General features: G+C 73.9%; 13 protein-coding genes. 4 read left to right on the forward strand and 9 right to left on the reverse strand.

The annotated features are described in order from the left end of the window. Positions 1–14: 14 nt before the first annotated feature. On the reverse strand, positions 15–1,340 hold the full coding sequence (locus ACZ7RU_RS25030) for a sensor histidine kinase (protein WP_470343199.1): 1,326 nt from the start codon (positions 1,338–1,340) through the stop codon (positions 15–17). Positions 1,341–1,576: 236 nt separating this feature from the next. Here ACZ7RU_RS25030 and ACZ7RU_RS25035 point away from each other — a divergent pair, with 236 nt between their 5' ends. Beyond that, positions 1,577–3,472 (forward strand): FtsX-like permease family protein, encoded by a 1,896-nt coding sequence (locus ACZ7RU_RS25035; protein WP_470343200.1) that lies wholly within the window; start codon positions 1,577–1,579, stop codon positions 3,470–3,472. Between the two features lie 68 nt (positions 3,473–3,540). Here the strand turns inward: ACZ7RU_RS25035 and ACZ7RU_RS25040 are convergent, their stop codons facing one another. Continuing rightward, positions 3,541–4,845: an MFS transporter gene (locus ACZ7RU_RS25040; RefSeq protein ID WP_470343201.1), complete on the reverse strand. Its 1,305-nt coding sequence runs from the start codon at positions 4,843–4,845 to the stop codon at positions 3,541–3,543. 264 nt (positions 4,846–5,109) lie between these two features. Between ACZ7RU_RS25040 and ACZ7RU_RS25045 the strand changes: the two genes are divergently transcribed. The 3 genes from ACZ7RU_RS25045 to ACZ7RU_RS25055 all read left to right on the forward strand — a co-directional run bounded on the left by ACZ7RU_RS25045 (position 5,110) and on the right by ACZ7RU_RS25055 (position 8,575). Then, positions 5,110–6,522 (forward strand): condensation domain-containing protein, encoded by a 1,413-nt coding sequence (locus ACZ7RU_RS25045; RefSeq protein WP_470343202.1) that lies wholly within the window; start codon positions 5,110–5,112, stop codon positions 6,520–6,522. Positions 6,523–6,556: 34 nt separating this feature from the next. Then, positions 6,557–7,660: an alkene reductase gene (locus ACZ7RU_RS25050; RefSeq protein ID WP_470343203.1), complete on the forward strand. Its 1,104-nt coding sequence runs from the start codon at positions 6,557–6,559 to the stop codon at positions 7,658–7,660. Positions 7,661–7,765: 105 nt separating this feature from the next. Further along, positions 7,766–8,575 carry an AAC(3) family N-acetyltransferase gene (locus ACZ7RU_RS25055; protein WP_470343204.1) on the forward strand — a complete coding sequence of 270 codons (810 nt, stop codon included), beginning with the start codon at positions 7,766–7,768 and terminating at the stop codon, positions 8,573–8,575. Positions 8,576–8,633: 58 nt separating this feature from the next. On the opposite strand, the gene ACZ7RU_RS25060 is transcribed toward ACZ7RU_RS25055, so the two are convergent. The 7 genes from ACZ7RU_RS25060 to ACZ7RU_RS25090 all read right to left on the reverse strand — a co-directional run bounded on the left by ACZ7RU_RS25060 (position 8,634) and on the right by ACZ7RU_RS25090 (position 16,659). Continuing rightward, positions 8,634–10,169 carry a M1 family metallopeptidase gene (locus ACZ7RU_RS25060; RefSeq protein WP_470343205.1) on the reverse strand — a complete coding sequence of 512 codons (1,536 nt, stop codon included), beginning with the start codon at positions 10,167–10,169 and terminating at the stop codon, positions 8,634–8,636. A gap of 184 nt (positions 10,170–10,353) precedes the next feature. After that, complete coding sequence (locus tag ACZ7RU_RS25065) at positions 10,354–11,886, reverse strand: M1 family metallopeptidase (protein WP_470343206.1); 1,533 nt, start codon at positions 11,884–11,886, stop codon at positions 10,354–10,356. A 128-nt stretch (positions 11,887–12,014) separates the two neighbouring features. Next, positions 12,015–12,887: a sulfurtransferase gene (locus ACZ7RU_RS25070; protein ID WP_470343207.1), complete on the reverse strand. Its 873-nt coding sequence runs from the start codon at positions 12,885–12,887 to the stop codon at positions 12,015–12,017. Positions 12,888–13,046: 159 nt separating this feature from the next. Further along, positions 13,047–14,132, reverse strand: coding sequence for a class I SAM-dependent methyltransferase (locus tag ACZ7RU_RS25075; RefSeq protein ID WP_470343208.1), 1,086 nt, complete (start codon positions 14,130–14,132; stop codon positions 13,047–13,049). Between the two features lie 111 nt (positions 14,133–14,243). After that, positions 14,244–14,570 (reverse strand): hypothetical protein, encoded by a 327-nt coding sequence (locus ACZ7RU_RS25080; RefSeq protein WP_470343209.1) that lies wholly within the window; start codon positions 14,568–14,570, stop codon positions 14,244–14,246. A 148-nt stretch (positions 14,571–14,718) separates the two neighbouring features. Beyond that, positions 14,719–15,354, reverse strand: a complete 636-nt coding sequence (locus ACZ7RU_RS25085; protein WP_470343210.1) for a polysaccharide deacetylase family protein — start codon at positions 15,352–15,354, stop codon at positions 14,719–14,721. A 435-nt stretch (positions 15,355–15,789) separates the two neighbouring features. Continuing rightward, complete coding sequence (locus ACZ7RU_RS25090; protein WP_470343211.1) at positions 15,790–16,659, reverse strand: Fpg/Nei family DNA glycosylase; 870 nt, start codon at positions 16,657–16,659, stop codon at positions 15,790–15,792. Between the last annotated feature and the right edge of the window lie 308 nt (positions 16,660–16,967).

The following is a 16,967-nucleotide window of genomic DNA, read 5'->3' on the forward strand; positions in this document are numbered from 1 at the left end:
CGGTCCGTCGGTCGTCACGCCGCTCCTCGGTCGATCGGGGCGCAGGGGATCTCCACCCGCACCAGGGTCGGTCCGCCGGGCGGACTGCTGACGGTCAGTGTGCCGTGCACCACCGCGACCCGGTCGGCCAGCCCGATCAGTCCGGTGCCGCGCGCCGGGTCGGCGCCGCCGTGGCCGTCGTCCGTCACCTCGATCGTCAAGCGGCCCTCCGCATACCGCCCTTCGACCGTCGCGCCGCTCGCTCCGCTGTGCTTGGCGAGGTTGGCGAGCGCCTCGGTGACGGCGAAGTAGCCGGCCGACTCGACCGGGGCCGGGAGCCGCCCGGGCAGCTCGAAGCGGGTGGCGACCGGGACCGGCGAGCGGTCGGCGGCGTCCGCGCAGGCCTCCGGCAGGCCGTGGTCGGTGAGCACCTGCGGATGGATGCCGTTGATCAACTCCCGCAGCTCGGCCAGCACTTCACCGGCCTCCCGGTGCGCCTCGGCCAGCCGGGCGGCCAGCGGCCCGTCCGTCGGCGCGTCCAGCCGGGCCAGTCCGAGCGCCATGGCCAGTGCCACCAGCCGCTGTTGGGCGCCGTCGTGCAGATCGCGCTCGATCCGGCGCCGCTCCGCCTCGAAGGCGTCCACCAACCGGGCCCGGGAGCGCACCAGTTCGCCGATCCGCTGTTCCTGCCCGCCCGGCGCCAGCACCAGCCGGACCAGCGCCGCCCGGGCGGCCGCCAGGACGGCCAGCGGGTAGGCGAGCAGCGGGAGCAGCAGCAGTCCGGCCAGGCCGAGCAGGGCGGCCACCATCGGCGAGTGCACCACGACCACCTTGAGCACGTTCACCTGCTCGCCGTCCCGCAGCAGCAGCGGCAGCGCCGCGATCAGATAGCCGGGGACGGCGAGGAAGCAGCCGGCCACCACCAGGTCGATCGGCCAGAGCACGAAGGCGGCCAGCAGCGCGAAGCCCAGCTCCCGCCAGGTCGCCTGCTCGCGGTAGCGCAGCCGCAACCAGGCGGCCAGGCCCGGATGTTGCGGGACGAGGTGCGGGTCGGGCACCCGGCCGCCGTCCAGGAACCGGACCAGCCGCCGCTCCCAGGCGGCGATCGGCACCCCGGCCAGCGCCAGCGCGGCCGCCAGCGGCAGCCCGACCAGCACCACCGCCAGGATCCCGGCGACCAGGCCCGACAGCAGCAGGCCGAAGCAGAGCAGCAGCCCGCTCAGGCCGGTGGCCAGCAGGTAGCCGACCGCCCGCCAGGGGGCGTCGGAGCGCAGGAACCCGGCCCGGACCGGCGACGCCCAGCGGCTCCCGGCGCCCGCCCCTCCCGTCGTACCCGCCGTGGCCGCCGTGCCCCAGTTCACCGTGCCCCCTCCGTCGCGCGAAACCGTCCGGCCCACCCTAGGCACCGGACGGACGTCCCGCGGTAGGGCCCGGCCTACCTTTCGGTAGGGCCCGGCCTACCTTTCCCCGCCACCGGGCGGCCGCCCACCGGACGGCCGCCACCAGGGACCTCCCCTACGGGTAGGGCAGCCCCTACCCCGCGCAGTAGGCCCCGGGCTGCTGACCGCCCCCGCTCCCGGCCGGTTCGCTGGACGCCATGAGAACGCTGCGGATCGCCCTCTCCTCCCTCGCCACGCGCTGGCCCTCCCTGCTCGGCGCCTTCCTCGCCCTCGCACTCGGCGTCGCGATGACCGCCGTGATGCTGCTGGGCCTCGCCGCCGCGCTCGACGCGCCGCCCGGCGGCGGGGAGTTGGTCTCGCTGGTCGCCGCGCTCGGCACCGCCGGCGGGGTGAGCGCGTTCGTCTCGGCGTTCGTCGTCGCCTCCACCTACTCCTACGCCGTCGTCCGCCGCCGCCGCGAACTCGGCCTGCTCCGGCTGGCCGGGGCCACCCGGGCGCAGGTCCGCCGCACGGTGCTCACCGAGGCGCTGCTGCTGGGCGCGGCCGCCTCGGCCACCGGCTGCCTGCTCGGCCGGCTCGGCGCGCCCATGCTCGTCCGGTGGCTGTCCGGGGTCGGCATGGCCCCGCCCGGTTTCGCGCCGAGCGGTGCGGCCTGGCCGCTGCACGCCGCGTTCTGGACCGGCCTGCTGGTCGCCCTGGGCGGGGTCGCGGCGGCCGCCCGCCGTGCGGGCCTGGTCGGCCCGCTGGACGCCCTGCGCGCGGCCGACCTCGACTCCGGGGTGCTGACCCGCGGCCGACTGCTGCTCGGCCTCGGCCTGTTCCTCACCGCGGCCGCGCTGGCCGGCACCGCGCTCGCCACCGACCCTGCCGACCTGCTGCACCGCAAGACGTACACCACCCAGCCGATGTGGCTGATCTGCGCGGCCGGCCTGCTCTCCCCACTCCTGGCGCCGCCGCTGGTCCGGGCGCTCGGCCTGCTGCTGCCCACCCGGCTCACCGGCTACCAGGGCCGGCTGGTGCCCGCCAACGCCGCCGCCGCGCTGCGCCGGACGGGTGCGGTGGCCGCGCCGGTGCTGGTGGCGGTGGCGCTGACCGGTTCGCTGGCCGGCGCGCTGGACACGGTGGGCGCCGCCCGGGCCGCCGAGGCCGGGGCCCGGACCGCCGCCGACCTGGTCGTCCGCCCCGCCGGACCGGCGGCGCCGCTGGTCTCCGCCCTGCGGGCCGTCCCCGGGGTGACCGCCGTCTCGGCGACCGCGCCCACGCCCCTGGCCCTCGTCGAGCCGGACGGCGTCACCGTCCGCTCCGAGGCCCGCGCCGCCGACCCGGCCGGGCTGGCCGCCCTCGCCCGCCTCCCCCTGCTGGCCGGCTCCCCGGCCGACCTCGACGACGACTCGCTGGTCCTGCCCGCCGAGTGGGGCCGTACGGTCGGCGAGCCGGTCCCGGTGGTCCGGGCCGACGGCAGCCGGACCGTCCTGCGGGTCGCCGCCGTGCTCCGCGACGGCCTCGGCGACAACGGGCTGTACGTCACGGCCGCCAACGCCCCCGGCGCCCGGGTGGACCGGATCGAGGCGCGGCTCGCCCCCGGCACCGACGGCACGGCCGCCCTCGACCGCGCCCGCACCGCCCTGCGCCCGTACGGCGCGACGGTGCTCGACCGGGCCGACGGGCTCGCCCCCTCCCCCGCGGCCGGCCGGATCGCCTGGCTCCGGACCGTCCTGGTGCTCGGCCTGGCGCTCCTGTACACCGCGATCGCGCTCGCCAACACGCTGCTCACCACCACCGGGGACCGCCGCCGCGAACTCGCCCTGCTCCGGCTGGCCGGTGCCACCCGGGGCCAGGTGGTGCGCCTGGTGACCGCCGAGGCGGTGCTGGTGGCGGCGGTCGGCGTGCTGCTCGGCTGCGCCGTCGCCGCCGCCCAACTCGGCGCCATGCACGCCGCGTTGGGCGTCATGGGCACGCCCGGCCCGTGGGCGCTGCCGTGGCGCCCGGTCGGGCTGGTGGCGGTCGGGGCGCTGGCCCTGGCGGCCCTGTGCGCCGCCCCGGCAGCCGCCTGGATGCTCCGCCACCGCCCGGTCACGGCCGCCGCCCACTGAGCGGCCCCGCCCAGCCACCAGGGCTCAGCCCGGCGCCACTCGGCCCTGCGCCGCTCAGCCTGCGCCGCTCAGCCCACCGGGACGGTGGCCGACCGGGCCGGCTCGGCCCCGGCGCCGTCGGCCGCCCGGCCCAGCGCCGCCAGCCGCCGCAGACTGGCCCGGCGCTGGAGCGCGCCGAGGCCGACGGTCGCCGCGCCGAGCCCCAGCCAGCCGACCGGCCCGGCGGCCATCACCACCCCGGTCAGCAGCAGCGGCCCGACCGACTTCTGCACCGACTGGGACATCCCGGCGACCCCCAGGTACGAGGCCCGGGCGCCCGGCGGGGCCAGCACGACCGCCAGCTCCCAGGAGCTCACCGAGCGCAGCAGCTCCGCCAGGGTGACCAGCATCGCCGCGGCCAGCAGCGCGAGCGAGGCCACCACCGGCCCGGCGCCGGTGGCGAGCGCGATCAGCACGCAGCCGGCCAGCACCGTCACCCCGTACCAGCGCACCGCCGCGGCCGCCCCGAGCGCTCCCTCCGCCCGGGCCGAGACCCGCAGTTGCAGCACCACCACGAGCACCGTGTTGAGCACCAGGAAGACCGGGACGACGGCGTGCGGCGCGCCGGTGTGGTGGACCAGCCAGAGCGGCAGACCGACGTTGAGGATCGAGTCGTCCAGGTTCAGCGGCATGTCCAGCAGGACGAACCGCAGGTAGCCGCGGTCGCGCCAGGGGCTCGGCACGGCGGACGGCGCCCCGGCGGGCTCGTCGCCGGCCTTGGCCGCGACCAGGCCGCGCCCGGACGGCTCCCGGGTGCGCCAGACCAGCACGGCGGCCAGCACGTAGGACAGCGCGTTGGCCAGGATCAGCACCCGGTAGGCGCCCGTGGTCCCCACCGCCAGCCCGATCGCCGCGATGCCCGCGCCCAGCGCGTACCCGGCGTTGGCCACACTGCGGAACAGCGCCTGGTAGGTGGCCCGCCGCTCGCCCGCCACCCGGGTCGCGAACAGCATCTCCAGCGTCTTGGCGGCCCGCTCGGCCAGACAGATCAGGGCCACCACGGGCAGCAGGGCGGCAAAGTCGTCGACCACCAGCAGCAGCCCCATCGCGCCCAGCCGCAGCAGGTGGCAGCCGATCAGCAGCCACCGCACCGGCACCCGCTCGGCCGCCCGCCCGGCCAGCGGGGAGCCGGCGATCCCCGCCACCGCACCCACCCCGAGCAGCAGCCCGAGCTGCCGCGCGTCCATCCCGCACACGTAGGTGAAGTAGAGCACCGAGGCGGCCGCCCACACCCCCGTTCCGGTCCGGTCGACGCACTGCGCCAGCAGCATGATCCGCGCGTCCCGCCCGCCCGGCGGCCGCCTCAGCTGCGCTATCAGTCCGTTCCCCCGCATGGCAGGCCCCCGTCCGTGGTGTGGGTCGCGCGTGTCCGTGAGTAGGGCGGTCGCACGACCGGTGTCAATCTCGACATCAAGATACTTCACATCAAGAGACTCGTGGAACCCCCGAAAACGCCGGCGCCGCGACGCCGGGCGAGGAGCCGCCGCCCGAACCGTCTCGACGCACGGCGGCCGGTGCGCCACACTCTCCCCAGCAGCACCCGCGCTCCCAACGCACCGGCACGACGAAACGACCACCGCACTACGGAGAGCCGATCGGTGACCACTCGCCAACTGCTGGAGATCGCCTTCTCGTCCGGACGGGCCGGTTCCGGACCGGCCACCTGGGGCCAACGGGCCATCTGGGACGCCGTACGACAGCTGCCGCCGGCCGACGCGCCGCGCTACAACATCGCCACCGCGGCGCCGCTGGACCCGGGGCTGCCGCTGCCCGTCCTACTCGCCGCACTGGAGCGGCTGCTGCACCTGCACGACTCGCTGCACACCCGGCTGCTCCCGGACGGGACCGGCGGCCTGCGCCAGGTCGTCGACGGCGAAGGCACCCTGGGCGTCCACCTGCAACCCGCCGGGGAGCAGCAGGACCCGGCCGAACTCGGCGCCCGACTCCACCAGGAGCTGGCGGCGCAGGCCTTCGACACCACGGCCCAGTGGCCGATCCGGATCGGCGCGGTGACGGCGGACGGGCTGGTCCGGCACATCAGCCTGGTGCTCTCGCACACCGCGGTGGACGGCTCCGGGATGAGCCGGCTGGTCGCCGACCTGTCCGCACTCTGCCTCGGCAGCACCCCCGAGGAGCTGGCCGAGCTGCGCGAACCCGCCCAGCAGCCGCTGGAGGAGGCCGGGTTCCAGACCTCCGAGCGGGGGCAGCGGCGCGACGCGGGCGCCCGCGCCCAGTTCGTGCGCAAGCTCCGACTGGGCCCGGCCCGGCTCTTCCCGCCGGCCGCCGAGCAGCCCGCCCGGTTCCCCAACGCGGTGCTCCGCTCCCCCGCGCTGCCCCGAGCCGTCGAACGGGTGGCGGCCCGGCACCGGGTCAGCACCGGCTCGGTGCTGCTCGCCGCGACGGCCGCGATGACCGCCCGGCTCGCCGGCACCTCCGAGGCCGTGCTGAACGTCGTGGTCAACAACCGCTTCCTGCCCGGACTGGCCCACGCGGTGAGCGTGGTCGCGGGCGACGGGCTGTTCCACCTCCCGGACGCCACGGCCGAGTTCGGCGAGGTGGTGCGCCGCACCCACGCCGCCGCGATCGGCACCTACCGCCACGCGTACTACGACAAGCTGGCACTGGCCGCCGAGACCGACCGGCTCACCGCCGAGGGGGTTGAACTGGCCGACCGCTCCTGTGTGTTCAACGACACCCGGGAGCTGCTCCCGGCCACCGCCGACCCCGGCGGCGACCGGACCACCCTCACCTGGCCGGTGGAGTTCGAGCCCCGCCCGGGCCTGACCTACGCCCTGGACGCCCTGCAGTCCGCCGAGGCGCTGAGCCTGGCCATGACGGCGGACCCGTCCGTGCTGCCGCGCCCGGCGATGGAACGGTTCCTCTACGGCATCGAGGAGTTGATCCTCACCGAGGCCGAATCGGACACCGAAACGGACGCCGAACCGGACGCCCGCACGGTCCCCGCCACCCACGCCGCCGCGACAGGACCCGCGACCGCCGATCACGCTTGAACCTGACACTGGTGTCAGGTTCTACCGTACCGGCATGACCACGACCACCACCTCCTCCCTGCTCACCCCGTACCGCCTCGGCCGGCTCGATCTGCCGAACCGCGTCGTCATGGCCCCGATGACGCGGTACCGGGCCGCCGAGGACGGTACGCCGCTGCCCGTCGTCGCCGAGCACTACGCCCAGCGCGCCGGCGCCGGCCTGATCGTCACCGAGGGCATCTGGCCCAGCCGGCAGGGCCAGTCCGGCTGGCGCCTGCCCGGCCTGGAGACGCCCGCGCACGCGGCCGGCTGGCGGGCGGTGACGGAGGCCGTGCACGCCGCCGGCGGGCGGATCGCCGCCCAGCTGATGCACGGCGGGCGCCAGGGGCACCCGCTCAACCGGCTGCTCGGCGACGTCCCGGCCGGCCCCTCCGCCGTGCCCGCGCCGGGCCCGGTGCACATCAGGGACGGTGGCAAGGCCGAGGCCGTCACCCCGCGCGCGATGACCCGCGAGGAGATCCACCGGACGATCGCCGACCACGTGGACTCCGCCCGGCTGGCCCTCGCGGCCGGCTTCGACGCCGTCGAACTGCACGGCGCCAACTCCTACCTGATCCACCAGTTCCTGGCCGACAACACCAACCTGCGCACCGACGAGTACGGCCCCCGCACCCTCGCCGACCGGCTGCGCTTCCCCATCGAGCTGGTGACCGCCGTCGCCGAGGCCGTCGGCCCCGACCGCCTCGGCCTGCGGCTGTCCCCCGGCAACCCGCAGTTCGGCATGTACGAGGCCGACCCCGCACCGGTCTACCGCGCGCTGCTCGCCGAACTGGACGGCCTCGGCCTGGCCTACCTCCACCTCACCGACAACGACGACTACCCGGCCCTGGCCGACCTGCGCCCGCGCTGGTCCGGCCCGCTGATCGGCAACGTCGGCGAGAACCGCGCCGCCACCGACCGCGAGCGCGGCGAGGCGGTGCTGACCTCCGGCCTGGCCGACCTGATCTCCTACGGCCGCGCCTTCATCGCCAACCCCGACCTGCCCGAGCGGTTCGCCGCCGACGCCCCGCTCGCCCCCGTCGACCCCACCCACCTCTACGGCCAGGAGGCCGCCGGCTACACCGACTACCCGCGGTTCCGGCCCGCCGACCGCCCCTGATCCCGCGAACGCGCCCCGTCCTGACCGGATGTCAGTGCCACCCGCTATGGTCGGCCCCGAACGATCCCAGTACGAACAGCACCACCGTCACCAGGGGGCACCACCATGACCGCACCGGGCACCAGCCGGCTCGCCACCGCCGGCCTCGTCGAGGGCTGGCGCCGGGCGGGCGTCCGCGAGGGCATGGCGCTGATCGTGCACTCCTCGCTCTCCAGCCTCGGCCGGGTCGAGGGCGGCGCGGCGGCCGTGGTGGCCAGTCTGCGCGAGGCGGTCGGGCCCGGCGGCACCGTCGCCGCGCCCACCTTCACCGCCGACACGGTCCGCGACCCGGCCCCCGGGCACACCGGCCCGCCCAGCCCCGAGGTCGCCGAACTCCGTTCCAACGTACCGTTGTTCCACTCCGGGCTGCCCTGCGCGACCGGCGCGGTGGCGGAGGCGTTGCGCGCCCTGCCGGAGAGCCTGCGCAGTACCCACCCGCAGGTCTCGGTCGCCGCCGTCGGCGCGCACGCCCGGGAGGTCACCGCCCGGCGCTCGCTCGGCTTCGCCGTCGGTCGGGAGTCGCCGTTCGGCGCACTGCACGACCTCGGCGGGCACGTGCTGCTGGTCGGCGTCGGCCACAACCGCAACACCTTCCTGCACTACGCCGAGACCTTCGCGCCCAACCGCCGGCTCAAGCTCCGCCGCTTCCCGATGGCGATCCAGGGCGAGCGGGTCTGGATCGAGGCGCCGGACGTGGCGGACGACAACGACACCCACTTCCCGGTCGTGGGACGGGAGTTCGAGGAGTGGGCGGGCATCCGGGAGGTCCTGGTCGGCAGCGCGCCCTGCCGACTGCTCCCGGTCCGCGACCTCATACCCTTCGCCGTCCGCCGCCTCACCGAACTGCTGGCGGCGGACGGCCCGGGAGCGGCGTAGGCCGAGGCCGGCGGTCTCCGCCGTACGCGCGGAACCACCGGCCCGTTCCCGCATGCCGTCAGTGACGGGCTTCGTGCACCGCGCCGGCCTCCTGGATCTTCTTCCAGGACTTCGGCTCGGCGGGCAGCTGCCCCGCGTCCGCACCAGCACCCACCGCCGGCGCCGGCGAGGCCACGGCCGCGACGCCCGGCGGCACCGGCCCGACGGCGGGCTTGCCCGCGGTGAACAGCCAGGTGTTCAGCACGTCGCCGAGCTTCTTCCCGGAGACCTTCTCCGCGTACGCCTGGAACTCCGGGATGGTGGCGTTGCCGTACCGGCGCTCGGTCGGCCAGCCCTTGAGGATCTGGAAGAACTTCTCGTCCCCGACGGCGTTGCGCAGCGCCTGGACGGCCACCGCGCCACGGTAGTACACCGCGGCGGAGAACTGGTTGTCCTCCCCCGGGTCGCCCGGCTTGACGCTCCAGAACGGGTCGTCGGCCGGTCGCGAGGCGTACACGTAGTCCGCCAACTCCTGTGCGGTGCCCTCGTTCTCGTGCTCGGACCAGAGGAACTGCGCGTACTGCGCAAAGCCCTCGTTCAGCCAGATGTCGCTCCACCGCGAGAGCGACACGCTGTCGCCGTACCACTGGTGCGCCAACTCGTGCACGACCACCGAGGTGTTGGAGCCCCGGGCGAACAACGCGGGGCCGTAGGAGATCCGGGTCTGGGTCTCCAGCGCGCCTCCGGACCGGGTGTTGGCCACGTAGCCGCCGACGGAGCTGAACGGGTACTCGCCGAAGTAGCCGCTCAGCCAGTCCACCAGCTCACCCGTGCGCTCGATGCTCGCCCGCGCAGCGGCGGCGTTCTCCCCCAGGTCCTTGCTGTACGCGTTGTAGACCGGCAGCCCGCTGGCCGTGGTGTCCCGGGTGATGTCGAACCTGCCGATCGCCAGGGTCGCCAGGTACGTCGCCTGCGGCTTGTTCTCGCGCCAGCTGTAGCGGGTCCACCCCGCCTGCGAGCTGGTACCGGTCAGCACCCCGTTGCTGATCACCTGGCTGCCGTCCGGCACCAGCACCGAGACGTCGTAGGTGGCCTTGTCGCTCGGGTGGTCGTTGCTCGGGAACCACCACCCGGCCGACACGGGCTCGCCGGCCACCACCGCACCGTCCGGCGTACGGCGCCAGGCGGTGTAGCCGCCGTACTTCGTCACCGTGGACGGCACGTCCTTGTACCGCACCACCACGGTGGCCTGGGAGCCCTTCGCCAGCGGCCGGGCCGGGGTGATCTCCAACTCCTGTTCGCCGCTGGTGGTGAAGGCCGCGAGCCGCCCGTTGACCCGGACCTCCGAGACGTTCAGCGCGAAGTCGAGGTCGAACCGGGACAGGTCCTGGGTCGCCGTGGCCAGGATGGTGGCGGTGCCCTCCAGTTCGTCGGTGGCGGGCTGGTACTTCAGCCGGATGTCATAGTGCGAGACGCGGTAGCCGCCGTTGCCGAGGGTCGGGTAGTACGGGTCCCCGACGCCGTCCGCGCCGGGCCGGAAGCCGAAGGCCGAAGCGGGGACGGCCAGGAACAGGCTCAGGGCACTGGCAGCGGAGACGATCAGCCTCTTGCGCACGTGGTCCTCCAGGGATCACCGGATGGATGGGATTGAATCGATCCCTGTCCCGAGGACCCCCCACCCACTCCCGGCCCGGGCGGACTTCACGGTAGGAAACGCGCCGAAATGACGGCTCCGCAGCAGCGCTGCGAAGCCGTCACGACACGTACGCGAGCCCGCGAGCCCGGGTCATCTGGATCCGTCAGTTGTGCGCCTCGTGCAGCGAGTTGGTGTCCTGGATCTTCTTCCAGGACTTCGGCTCGGCGGGCAGCTGCCCCGCGTCCGCACCAGCACCCACCGCCGGCGCCGGCGAGGCCACGGCCGCGGCGCCCGGCGGCACCGGCCCGACGGCGGGCTTGCCCGCGGTGAACAGCCAGGTGTTCAGCACGTCGCCGAGCTTCTTCCCGGAGACCTTCTCCGCGTACGCCTGGAACTCCGGGATGGTGGCGTTGCCGTAGCGACGCTCGGTCGGCCAACCCTTCAGGATCTGGAAGAACTTCTCGTCCCCGACGGCGTTGCGCAGCGCCTGGACGGCCACCGCGCCGCGCTCGTACACGGCGCTGGAGAACTGGTCGTCCGGGCCCGGGTCGCCCGGCTTGATGGTCCAGAACGGGTCGTCGGCCGGGTGCGAGGCGTACACGTAGTCCGCCAACTCCTGCGCGGTGCCCTCGTTCTCGTGCTCGGACCAGAGGAACTGCGCGTACCGGGCGAAGCCCTCGTTCAGCCAGATGTCGCTCCACCGCGAGAGCGACACGCTGTCGCCGTACCACTGGTGCGCCAACTCGTGCACGACCACCGAGGTGTTGGAGCCCTTGGCGAACTGCCGGGGGCTGTAGAAGATCCGGGTCTGGGTCTCCAGGGCGTAGCCGGTCGGAACGTTGGGGACGTAGCCGCCGACCGAGCTGAACGGGTACTCGCCGAGGTATCCGCTCAGCCAGTCGACCAGTTCGCCGGTGCGCTCGACGCTCGCCCGGGCCGCGTCGGCGTTCTCCCCCAGGTCCTTGCTGTACGCGTTGTAGACCGGCAGCCCGCTGGCCGTGGTGTCCCGGGTGATGTCGAACTTCCCGACCGCCAGCGTGGCCAGGTACGTCGCCTGCGGCTTGTTCTCGCGCCAGCTGTAGCGGGTCCAGCCCGCCTGGGAGGAGGTGCCGGCCAGCACGCCGTTGCTGATCACCTGGTTGCCGTCCGGCACCAGCACCGAGACGTCGTAGGTGGCCTTGTCGCTCGGGTGGTCGTTGCTCGGGAACCACCACCAGGCCGCCTCGGGCTCGTTGGCCGCCACGGCGCCGTCCGGGGTGCGGTGCCAGCTGGTGAAGCCGTACTTCTTCACCGTGGAGGGCACGCCCTTGTAGCGCACCACCACGGTGGCCTGGGAGCCCTTCGCCAGCGGCCGGGCCGGGGTGATCTCCAACTCCTGTTCGCCGCTGGTGGTGAAGGCCGCGAGCCGCCCGTTGACCCGGACCTCCGAGACGTTCAGCGCGAAGTCGAGGTTGAACCGGGACAGGTCCTGGGTCGCCGTGGCCAGGATGGTGGCGGTGCCCTCCAGTTCGTCGGTGGCGGGCTGGTACTTCAGCCGGATGTCGTAGTGCGAGACGTCGTAACCGCCGTTGCCGTATGTCGGGTAGTACGAGTCGCCGACCCCGGCCGTGCCGGCCTGGAAGTCGGAAGCCGAGGCGGGGACGGCCAGGAACAGGCTCAGGGCACTGGCAGCGGAGACGATCAGCCTCTTGCGCACGTGGTCCTCCAGGGATCACCGGAATGATTGGGTCGGATCGATCCTTGTCCCGGAAGCCCCTGCTCCACTCCCCTGTGGTGAGATGTTCATGAAAAGAAACGAGCGGAAATGACGACTTCGCCCTCCGCTCACGCCCCGAGCGCCACCGGCGCCCGTACCAGCGAGCCGTACTCCGTCCACGAGCCGTCGTAGTTCTTCACGTGCGGGTACCCGAGCAGTTCGGTGAGCGCGAACCAGGTGTGCGCGGACCGCTCGCCGATCCGGCAGTACGCGATCACCTCGCGCTCCGACTCCACGCCCCGGCCCCCGTACAGCGCCCGCAGCTCCTCCGCCGAGCGGAACGACCCGTCGTCGTTGGCCGCCTGCGACCAGGGGATGTTGACCGCGCCCGGGATGTGCCCGGGCACCTGCGCCTGCTCCTGCGGCAGGTGCGGGGGCGCGATCAGCTCGCCCCGGAACTCGGCCGGCGAGCGGACGTCCACCAGCACCGAGTCCGCCCCGGGCTTGGCGAACACCTCGGCCTTGGCCAGGACCTCGTCCCGCAGTGCCCGCAGCTCCGGCCGTTCGGGCCCGGTGAGCCGGTAACCGGTGTGCTGGTAGTCCATCACCTCGGGGGTGAGCTCTCGGCCCTCCAGCTCCCACTTCTTGCGCCCGCCGTCCAGCAGCCGCACCGGCCCGAAGCCGCGCAGCCGCAACAGCCAGTAGGCGTAGGCGGCGAACCAGTTGTTGTTGCCGCCGTAGAGCACCACGGTGGTGTCGTCCTCGACCCCGGCCGCCCGCAGCAGGTGCTGGACGCCGTCGCGGTCGATGTAGTCCCGGCCGACCTGGCTGTGCAGATCGGTGGTCCAGTTCCAGCCGACCGCTCCGGGAATGTGGTCCCGGTCGTAGGCCTGCGTGTCCTCGTCCACCTCGACGACCCGGATCGTCCCGTCGTCCAGGTGGTGGGCCAGCCATTCGGTGCGGACCAACGTCTCGGGGTGCGCGTAGCCGTTGCCGGTCATCCCAGGCCCTCCTTCGCTCTGCCCAGGCCGCGAAGCCCGACCACGGGCACAGCGGGCCGTACGACGACGGCGGGGCGTAGGGGCACGGCGGGGCGCCGGCGACCGGGCCGGACAGTTCGAACCTACGCCGCCCGTCCGGCCCGGGCCACCCCGGGCCGGTCAGCCGTTGGCCGCCGCCCCGTCGAGCCGCGCCACGTAGTACAGGTTCAGCACGTCCCCCTCGATCCGCTTCGCGTCGACCGACCGGAACCCGGCCGCCGCCAGCATCCGCCGCGCCGTCTGCTCGCCCCAGACCGTCCCGAGCCCCTCCCCGCCCTCGCCGAGCGAGACCGTCATGCAGTAGAAGGTCGAGAAGGTGTAGAGCGCCGGCGCCAGCGGGTGTCCGATGTTCTCCGCCAGCTCGCTGCTGGCGGCGACGTCGCCCATCAGGAAGACGCCGTCGGGCCGCAGCGCGCCCGCGACGGCGGCCAGCGTACGGGTCGGGCGGGCCAGGTCGTGGATCACGTCGAAGGCGGTGACCAGGTCGTACTCCCCGGTCAGCGTGGCCGAGTCGGCGACCTCGAACCGGGCGTTGCGCAGGCCCAGGTCGGCCGCCGACGCACGGGCCGCGGCGATCCCCTCCTCGGAGATGTCGATGCCGGTGAAGCGGCTCTCCGGGAACGCCCGGGCGAGCACCGTGACGGCGTGCCCCTGCCCGGTGCCGATGTCCACCGCCTCGATGCCGGCCCGCAGCCGCTCGGTGAGCCCGTCCACCAGCGGCACGATCGCGTCCACCAGGGCCAGGTCGTACACCCGGGCGGTCTCCTCGGCCTGGAGCCGCTGGAAGCGCGGGTACGCCGAGTAGGGCATCCCGCCGCCGGTGCGGAAGTGCCCGAGCAGCTCCTGCTCGACCTCGCCCATCATCGCGAGGAAGGGCATCATCCCGGCCAGGTTGTCCGGCCCGGCGGCCCTGGTCAGTGACGCCGCGTGCTCGGGCGGCAGCACATAGGTGCGCTCCTGCGGGTCGTACTCCACGAACCCGGCGACGACCATGCAGCCCAGCCATTCGCGCACGTAGCGCTCGTTCAGGCCGGCAGCCCGGGCGATCTCCTCGCCGGTCGAGGGAGCGAGCCCTGCCATCACGTCGAACAGCCCGGTCTGGTGGCCGATGCTGGTCATCAGCCCCAGACAGGAGTCGTTGAGGACCTCCAGCACGCGCCCGCCGAAGGCCTCCTGTTTCTCCGCGTCCAGTTCCCGTACGGACATGACTTCCTCCTCCGCGGCCGGGACGGCGCCCCCCTCCCCAGTCACGCTACGCCACTCACCCGAACGGCCCCACAGGAAGTGCGGTGGGGCCGATCCGCGGTGACCGCGCGCTCAGGAGAAGACGACGGAGCGCAGCTTCAGCCGGTCGCCGAGCTTCTTGCCGGGGTTCATCACGTAGTAGGTGTCGCCCGCGCAGCCGAAGTCCAGGAAGACCGTGGCCGTGGACCGGGTGAGGTTCTGCGGGGCGAAGGCCGGCTCCTGCGGGGTCGCCTCCGGGATGTCGATGCACTCGCCGCTCGGCGGGTTGAACAGCCCGCTCGTGGATCCGGGGCCGGCCTTGTAGCGGAGTTCGCCCTGCGCGGCGTCGGCGGAGACCGGAACGGCGATGACGAGGGCAATGGCGCTGGCGGCAGCGAGCACGGCGTTGCGGAGACGCATGAGTGAGGGCCTTTCAGGTGGTACTCGGCGGTACCCGGTGAACTGATGCGAGATCACCCTAGAGGCCAAAAAACCGCAGAAACGGTTCCTCTAATCCACCCTTTTGGGTGGTTTAGAGGTTGAAGCCGCGACCGGGACGGCGGTCGACTCAGTTGGGCGGCGCCGTGAAGTAGTACCCCGAGTCGACCAGCACCGGCAGGTACGACTTCAGCGCCGCCACCGTCTGCGACCGGTCCCCGCCGCCGTCGTGGTTGAGCACGATCGACCCGGGCCGGACGCCCTTGAGGATCCGGTCGATGATCGCCGGGGTCCCGGGCCGGGCCCAGTCCCGCGGGTCCACCGACCAGGCCATGTTCCGCATCCCCAGGTCGGCGGCCACCCTGAGCGAGGCCGTGGACCAGTCCCCGCCCGGCGCGCGGAACCAGGTCGGCTGCCGGCCGGTCGCCCGGTGCAGCAGGTCGGAGGTGCGCTCCAACTCGTCCCGCACCTTGGCCTCGGACAGGTGCCGCAGGTCCGGATGGGTCCAGGTGTGGTTGGCGATGTGGTGGCCGCGGTCCGCGATCTCCCGCACCAGGGCGGGGTGCTCGGCCGCGTTCTCGCCGATCAGGAAGAACGTCGCCCTGATCCCGTACTGCTCCAACAGCGCCAGCACGGTCGGCGTGTGCCGCGGATCCGGGCCGTCGTCGATGGTGAGCGCCACCACCTTCCGCTCCGGGTCCAGGTCGTACACCGGTTTGCTCTCCGCCTCGGTGAGCACCCGGCGCACCGGCACCGCACTCGGCACGGCGGCGGACGGGGCCGCCGGGGAGGGCGCCGCCGACGGCGTGCCCGCCGGGGCCGCCGACGCCGCGGCCGGCACGGCCCCCGGCCCGGCCGGCACCCCCTCGGGCCCCGCCGGGGCGGACGGGACGACCGCGTCGGTAGCCCCCGCCGCGGCGCCGCCCTCCCCGTCGCTCCAGGTGCTCCGACATCCGGCGGCCGCCCCCAGGAGGGACATTCCAGCCGCAACCAGCAACAATCTACGCGAAGTAATCTGACGATCTGACAGCATTTTGAATGCATCCCCCGGCCGCCACCGCCCTTCCCGACCACCACTCCGACGGCGTACGGACCCGGACGTGGCCATGACGTCGGGTCAGGACTTCCCGCCAGGGCCCGCAGGACGACGTCGAACTCAGCCAGTGGGAACGTTTCGGCGTCGGCACTGGCTGGGCGGGGATCACTTCAGCAGCCGCGACAACCGCCGGTCCGCCAACGGCTTGCCCCCGGTCTGACAGGTCGGGCAGTACTGGAGCGAGGAGTCCGCGAAGGACACCTCACGGATGGTGTCGCCACACACCGGACAGGGCTGTCCGGTCCGGCCGTGCACCCGCAGCCCGAGCTTCTTCTCCGCCTTCAGCTCCCCCGCCGCCAACCCGTGCGACCGCTCCACCGCCTCGCGCAACGTGCCACCGAGCGCCTCGTACAACCGGGCCACCTCGTCCTCGGTCAGGCTGGCGGCCTGCTTGTACGGCGACATCCGGGCCGCGTGCAGCACCTCGTCCGAATAGGCGTTGCCCACCCCCGCCAGCACGCTCTGGTCCCGCAGCACCCCCTTGAGCCGACGCCGGTCGCCACGCAGCAGCGCGGCGAAGTCCGCCAGGCCGAAGGCCGGGTCCAACGGATCCGGCCCGAGCCGGGCCACACCCGGCACCTCCCCCGGATCCCGCACCACGTAGACCGCCAGCCCCTTCTTCGACCCCGCCTCGGTCAGGTCGAACCCGTCCCCGGCCTCGCCCTCCAACCGCACCCGCAACGCCAGCGGATTGCGCGGACTCGGCCGCGGCGGCTCGACGGGCAGACCGTCCTTCCACCGCAGCCAGCCCGCCCGCGCCAGGTGGACCACCAGGTGCAGCCCCTCCGCCTCGATGTCCAGGAACTTGCCACGCCTGGTCACCGCCCCGACCGTCCGCCCCTCCAACTCACCCACCGGCGGGTCGTACGTCTTCAGCGCACTGATCGCCACCGGCAGCACCCGGGCGATCACCCGCCCGGTCAACCGCTCGGACAGAAAGGCACTCAGCGCCTCAACCTCAGGCAACTCCGGCATGCGCCCAGTCTCCCCCGCCCCACCCCCACCCGCGCGCCCGCCCAGAACCCACCCCCCACCCCACCCACCAGCACACACCCCCACCACCCGCACCTCCCCCACCCACGCACACACCCCACCCCTCCCCCCTCCCTCCCCAGCGAGAGGGACGCGCTGCGGAAGGGGGCGGCGTAGGGGGTGGGTGCGGAGAGGGGCGTGACGGGTGATTTTCAGACTGCCAACGGCGGTAGCCCTCATCCACAGGATCGGCAGTCTGAAAATCATCCAGCCCCCGGAGCACCCACCCCCGGAGCCGCCCCCGGCCCCCA

The sequence above is a fragment of the Kitasatospora sp. NPDC114501 genome, assembly GCF_055633695.1.

Bases quoted from the DNA above. Each gene is read 5' to 3' on its own strand.
- ACZ7RU_RS25035 (WP_470343200.1), top strand. From the start codon at position 1,577: ATGAGAACGCTGCGGATCGCCCTCTCCTCCCTCGCCACGCGCTGGCCC.
- ACZ7RU_RS25040 (WP_470343201.1), bottom strand. From the start codon at position 4,845: ATGCGGGGGAACGGACTGATAGCGCAGCTGAGGCGGCCGCCGGGCGGG.
- ACZ7RU_RS25080 (WP_470343209.1), bottom strand. From the start codon at position 14,570: ATGCGTCTCCGCAACGCCGTGCTCGCTGCCGCCAGCGCCATTGCCCTC.
- ACZ7RU_RS25075 (WP_470343208.1), bottom strand. From the start codon at position 14,132: ATGTCCGTACGGGAACTGGACGCGGAGAAACAGGAGGCCTTCGGCGGG.
- ACZ7RU_RS25055 (WP_470343204.1), top strand. From the start codon at position 7,766: ATGACCGCACCGGGCACCAGCCGGCTCGCCACCGCCGGCCTCGTCGAG.
- ACZ7RU_RS25090 (WP_470343211.1), bottom strand. From the start codon at position 16,659: ATGCCGGAGTTGCCTGAGGTTGAGGCGCTGAGTGCCTTTCTGTCCGAG.
- ACZ7RU_RS25070 (WP_470343207.1), bottom strand. From the start codon at position 12,887: ATGACCGGCAACGGCTACGCGCACCCCGAGACGTTGGTCCGCACCGAA.
- ACZ7RU_RS25050 (WP_470343203.1), top strand. From the start codon at position 6,557: ATGACCACGACCACCACCTCCTCCCTGCTCACCCCGTACCGCCTCGGC.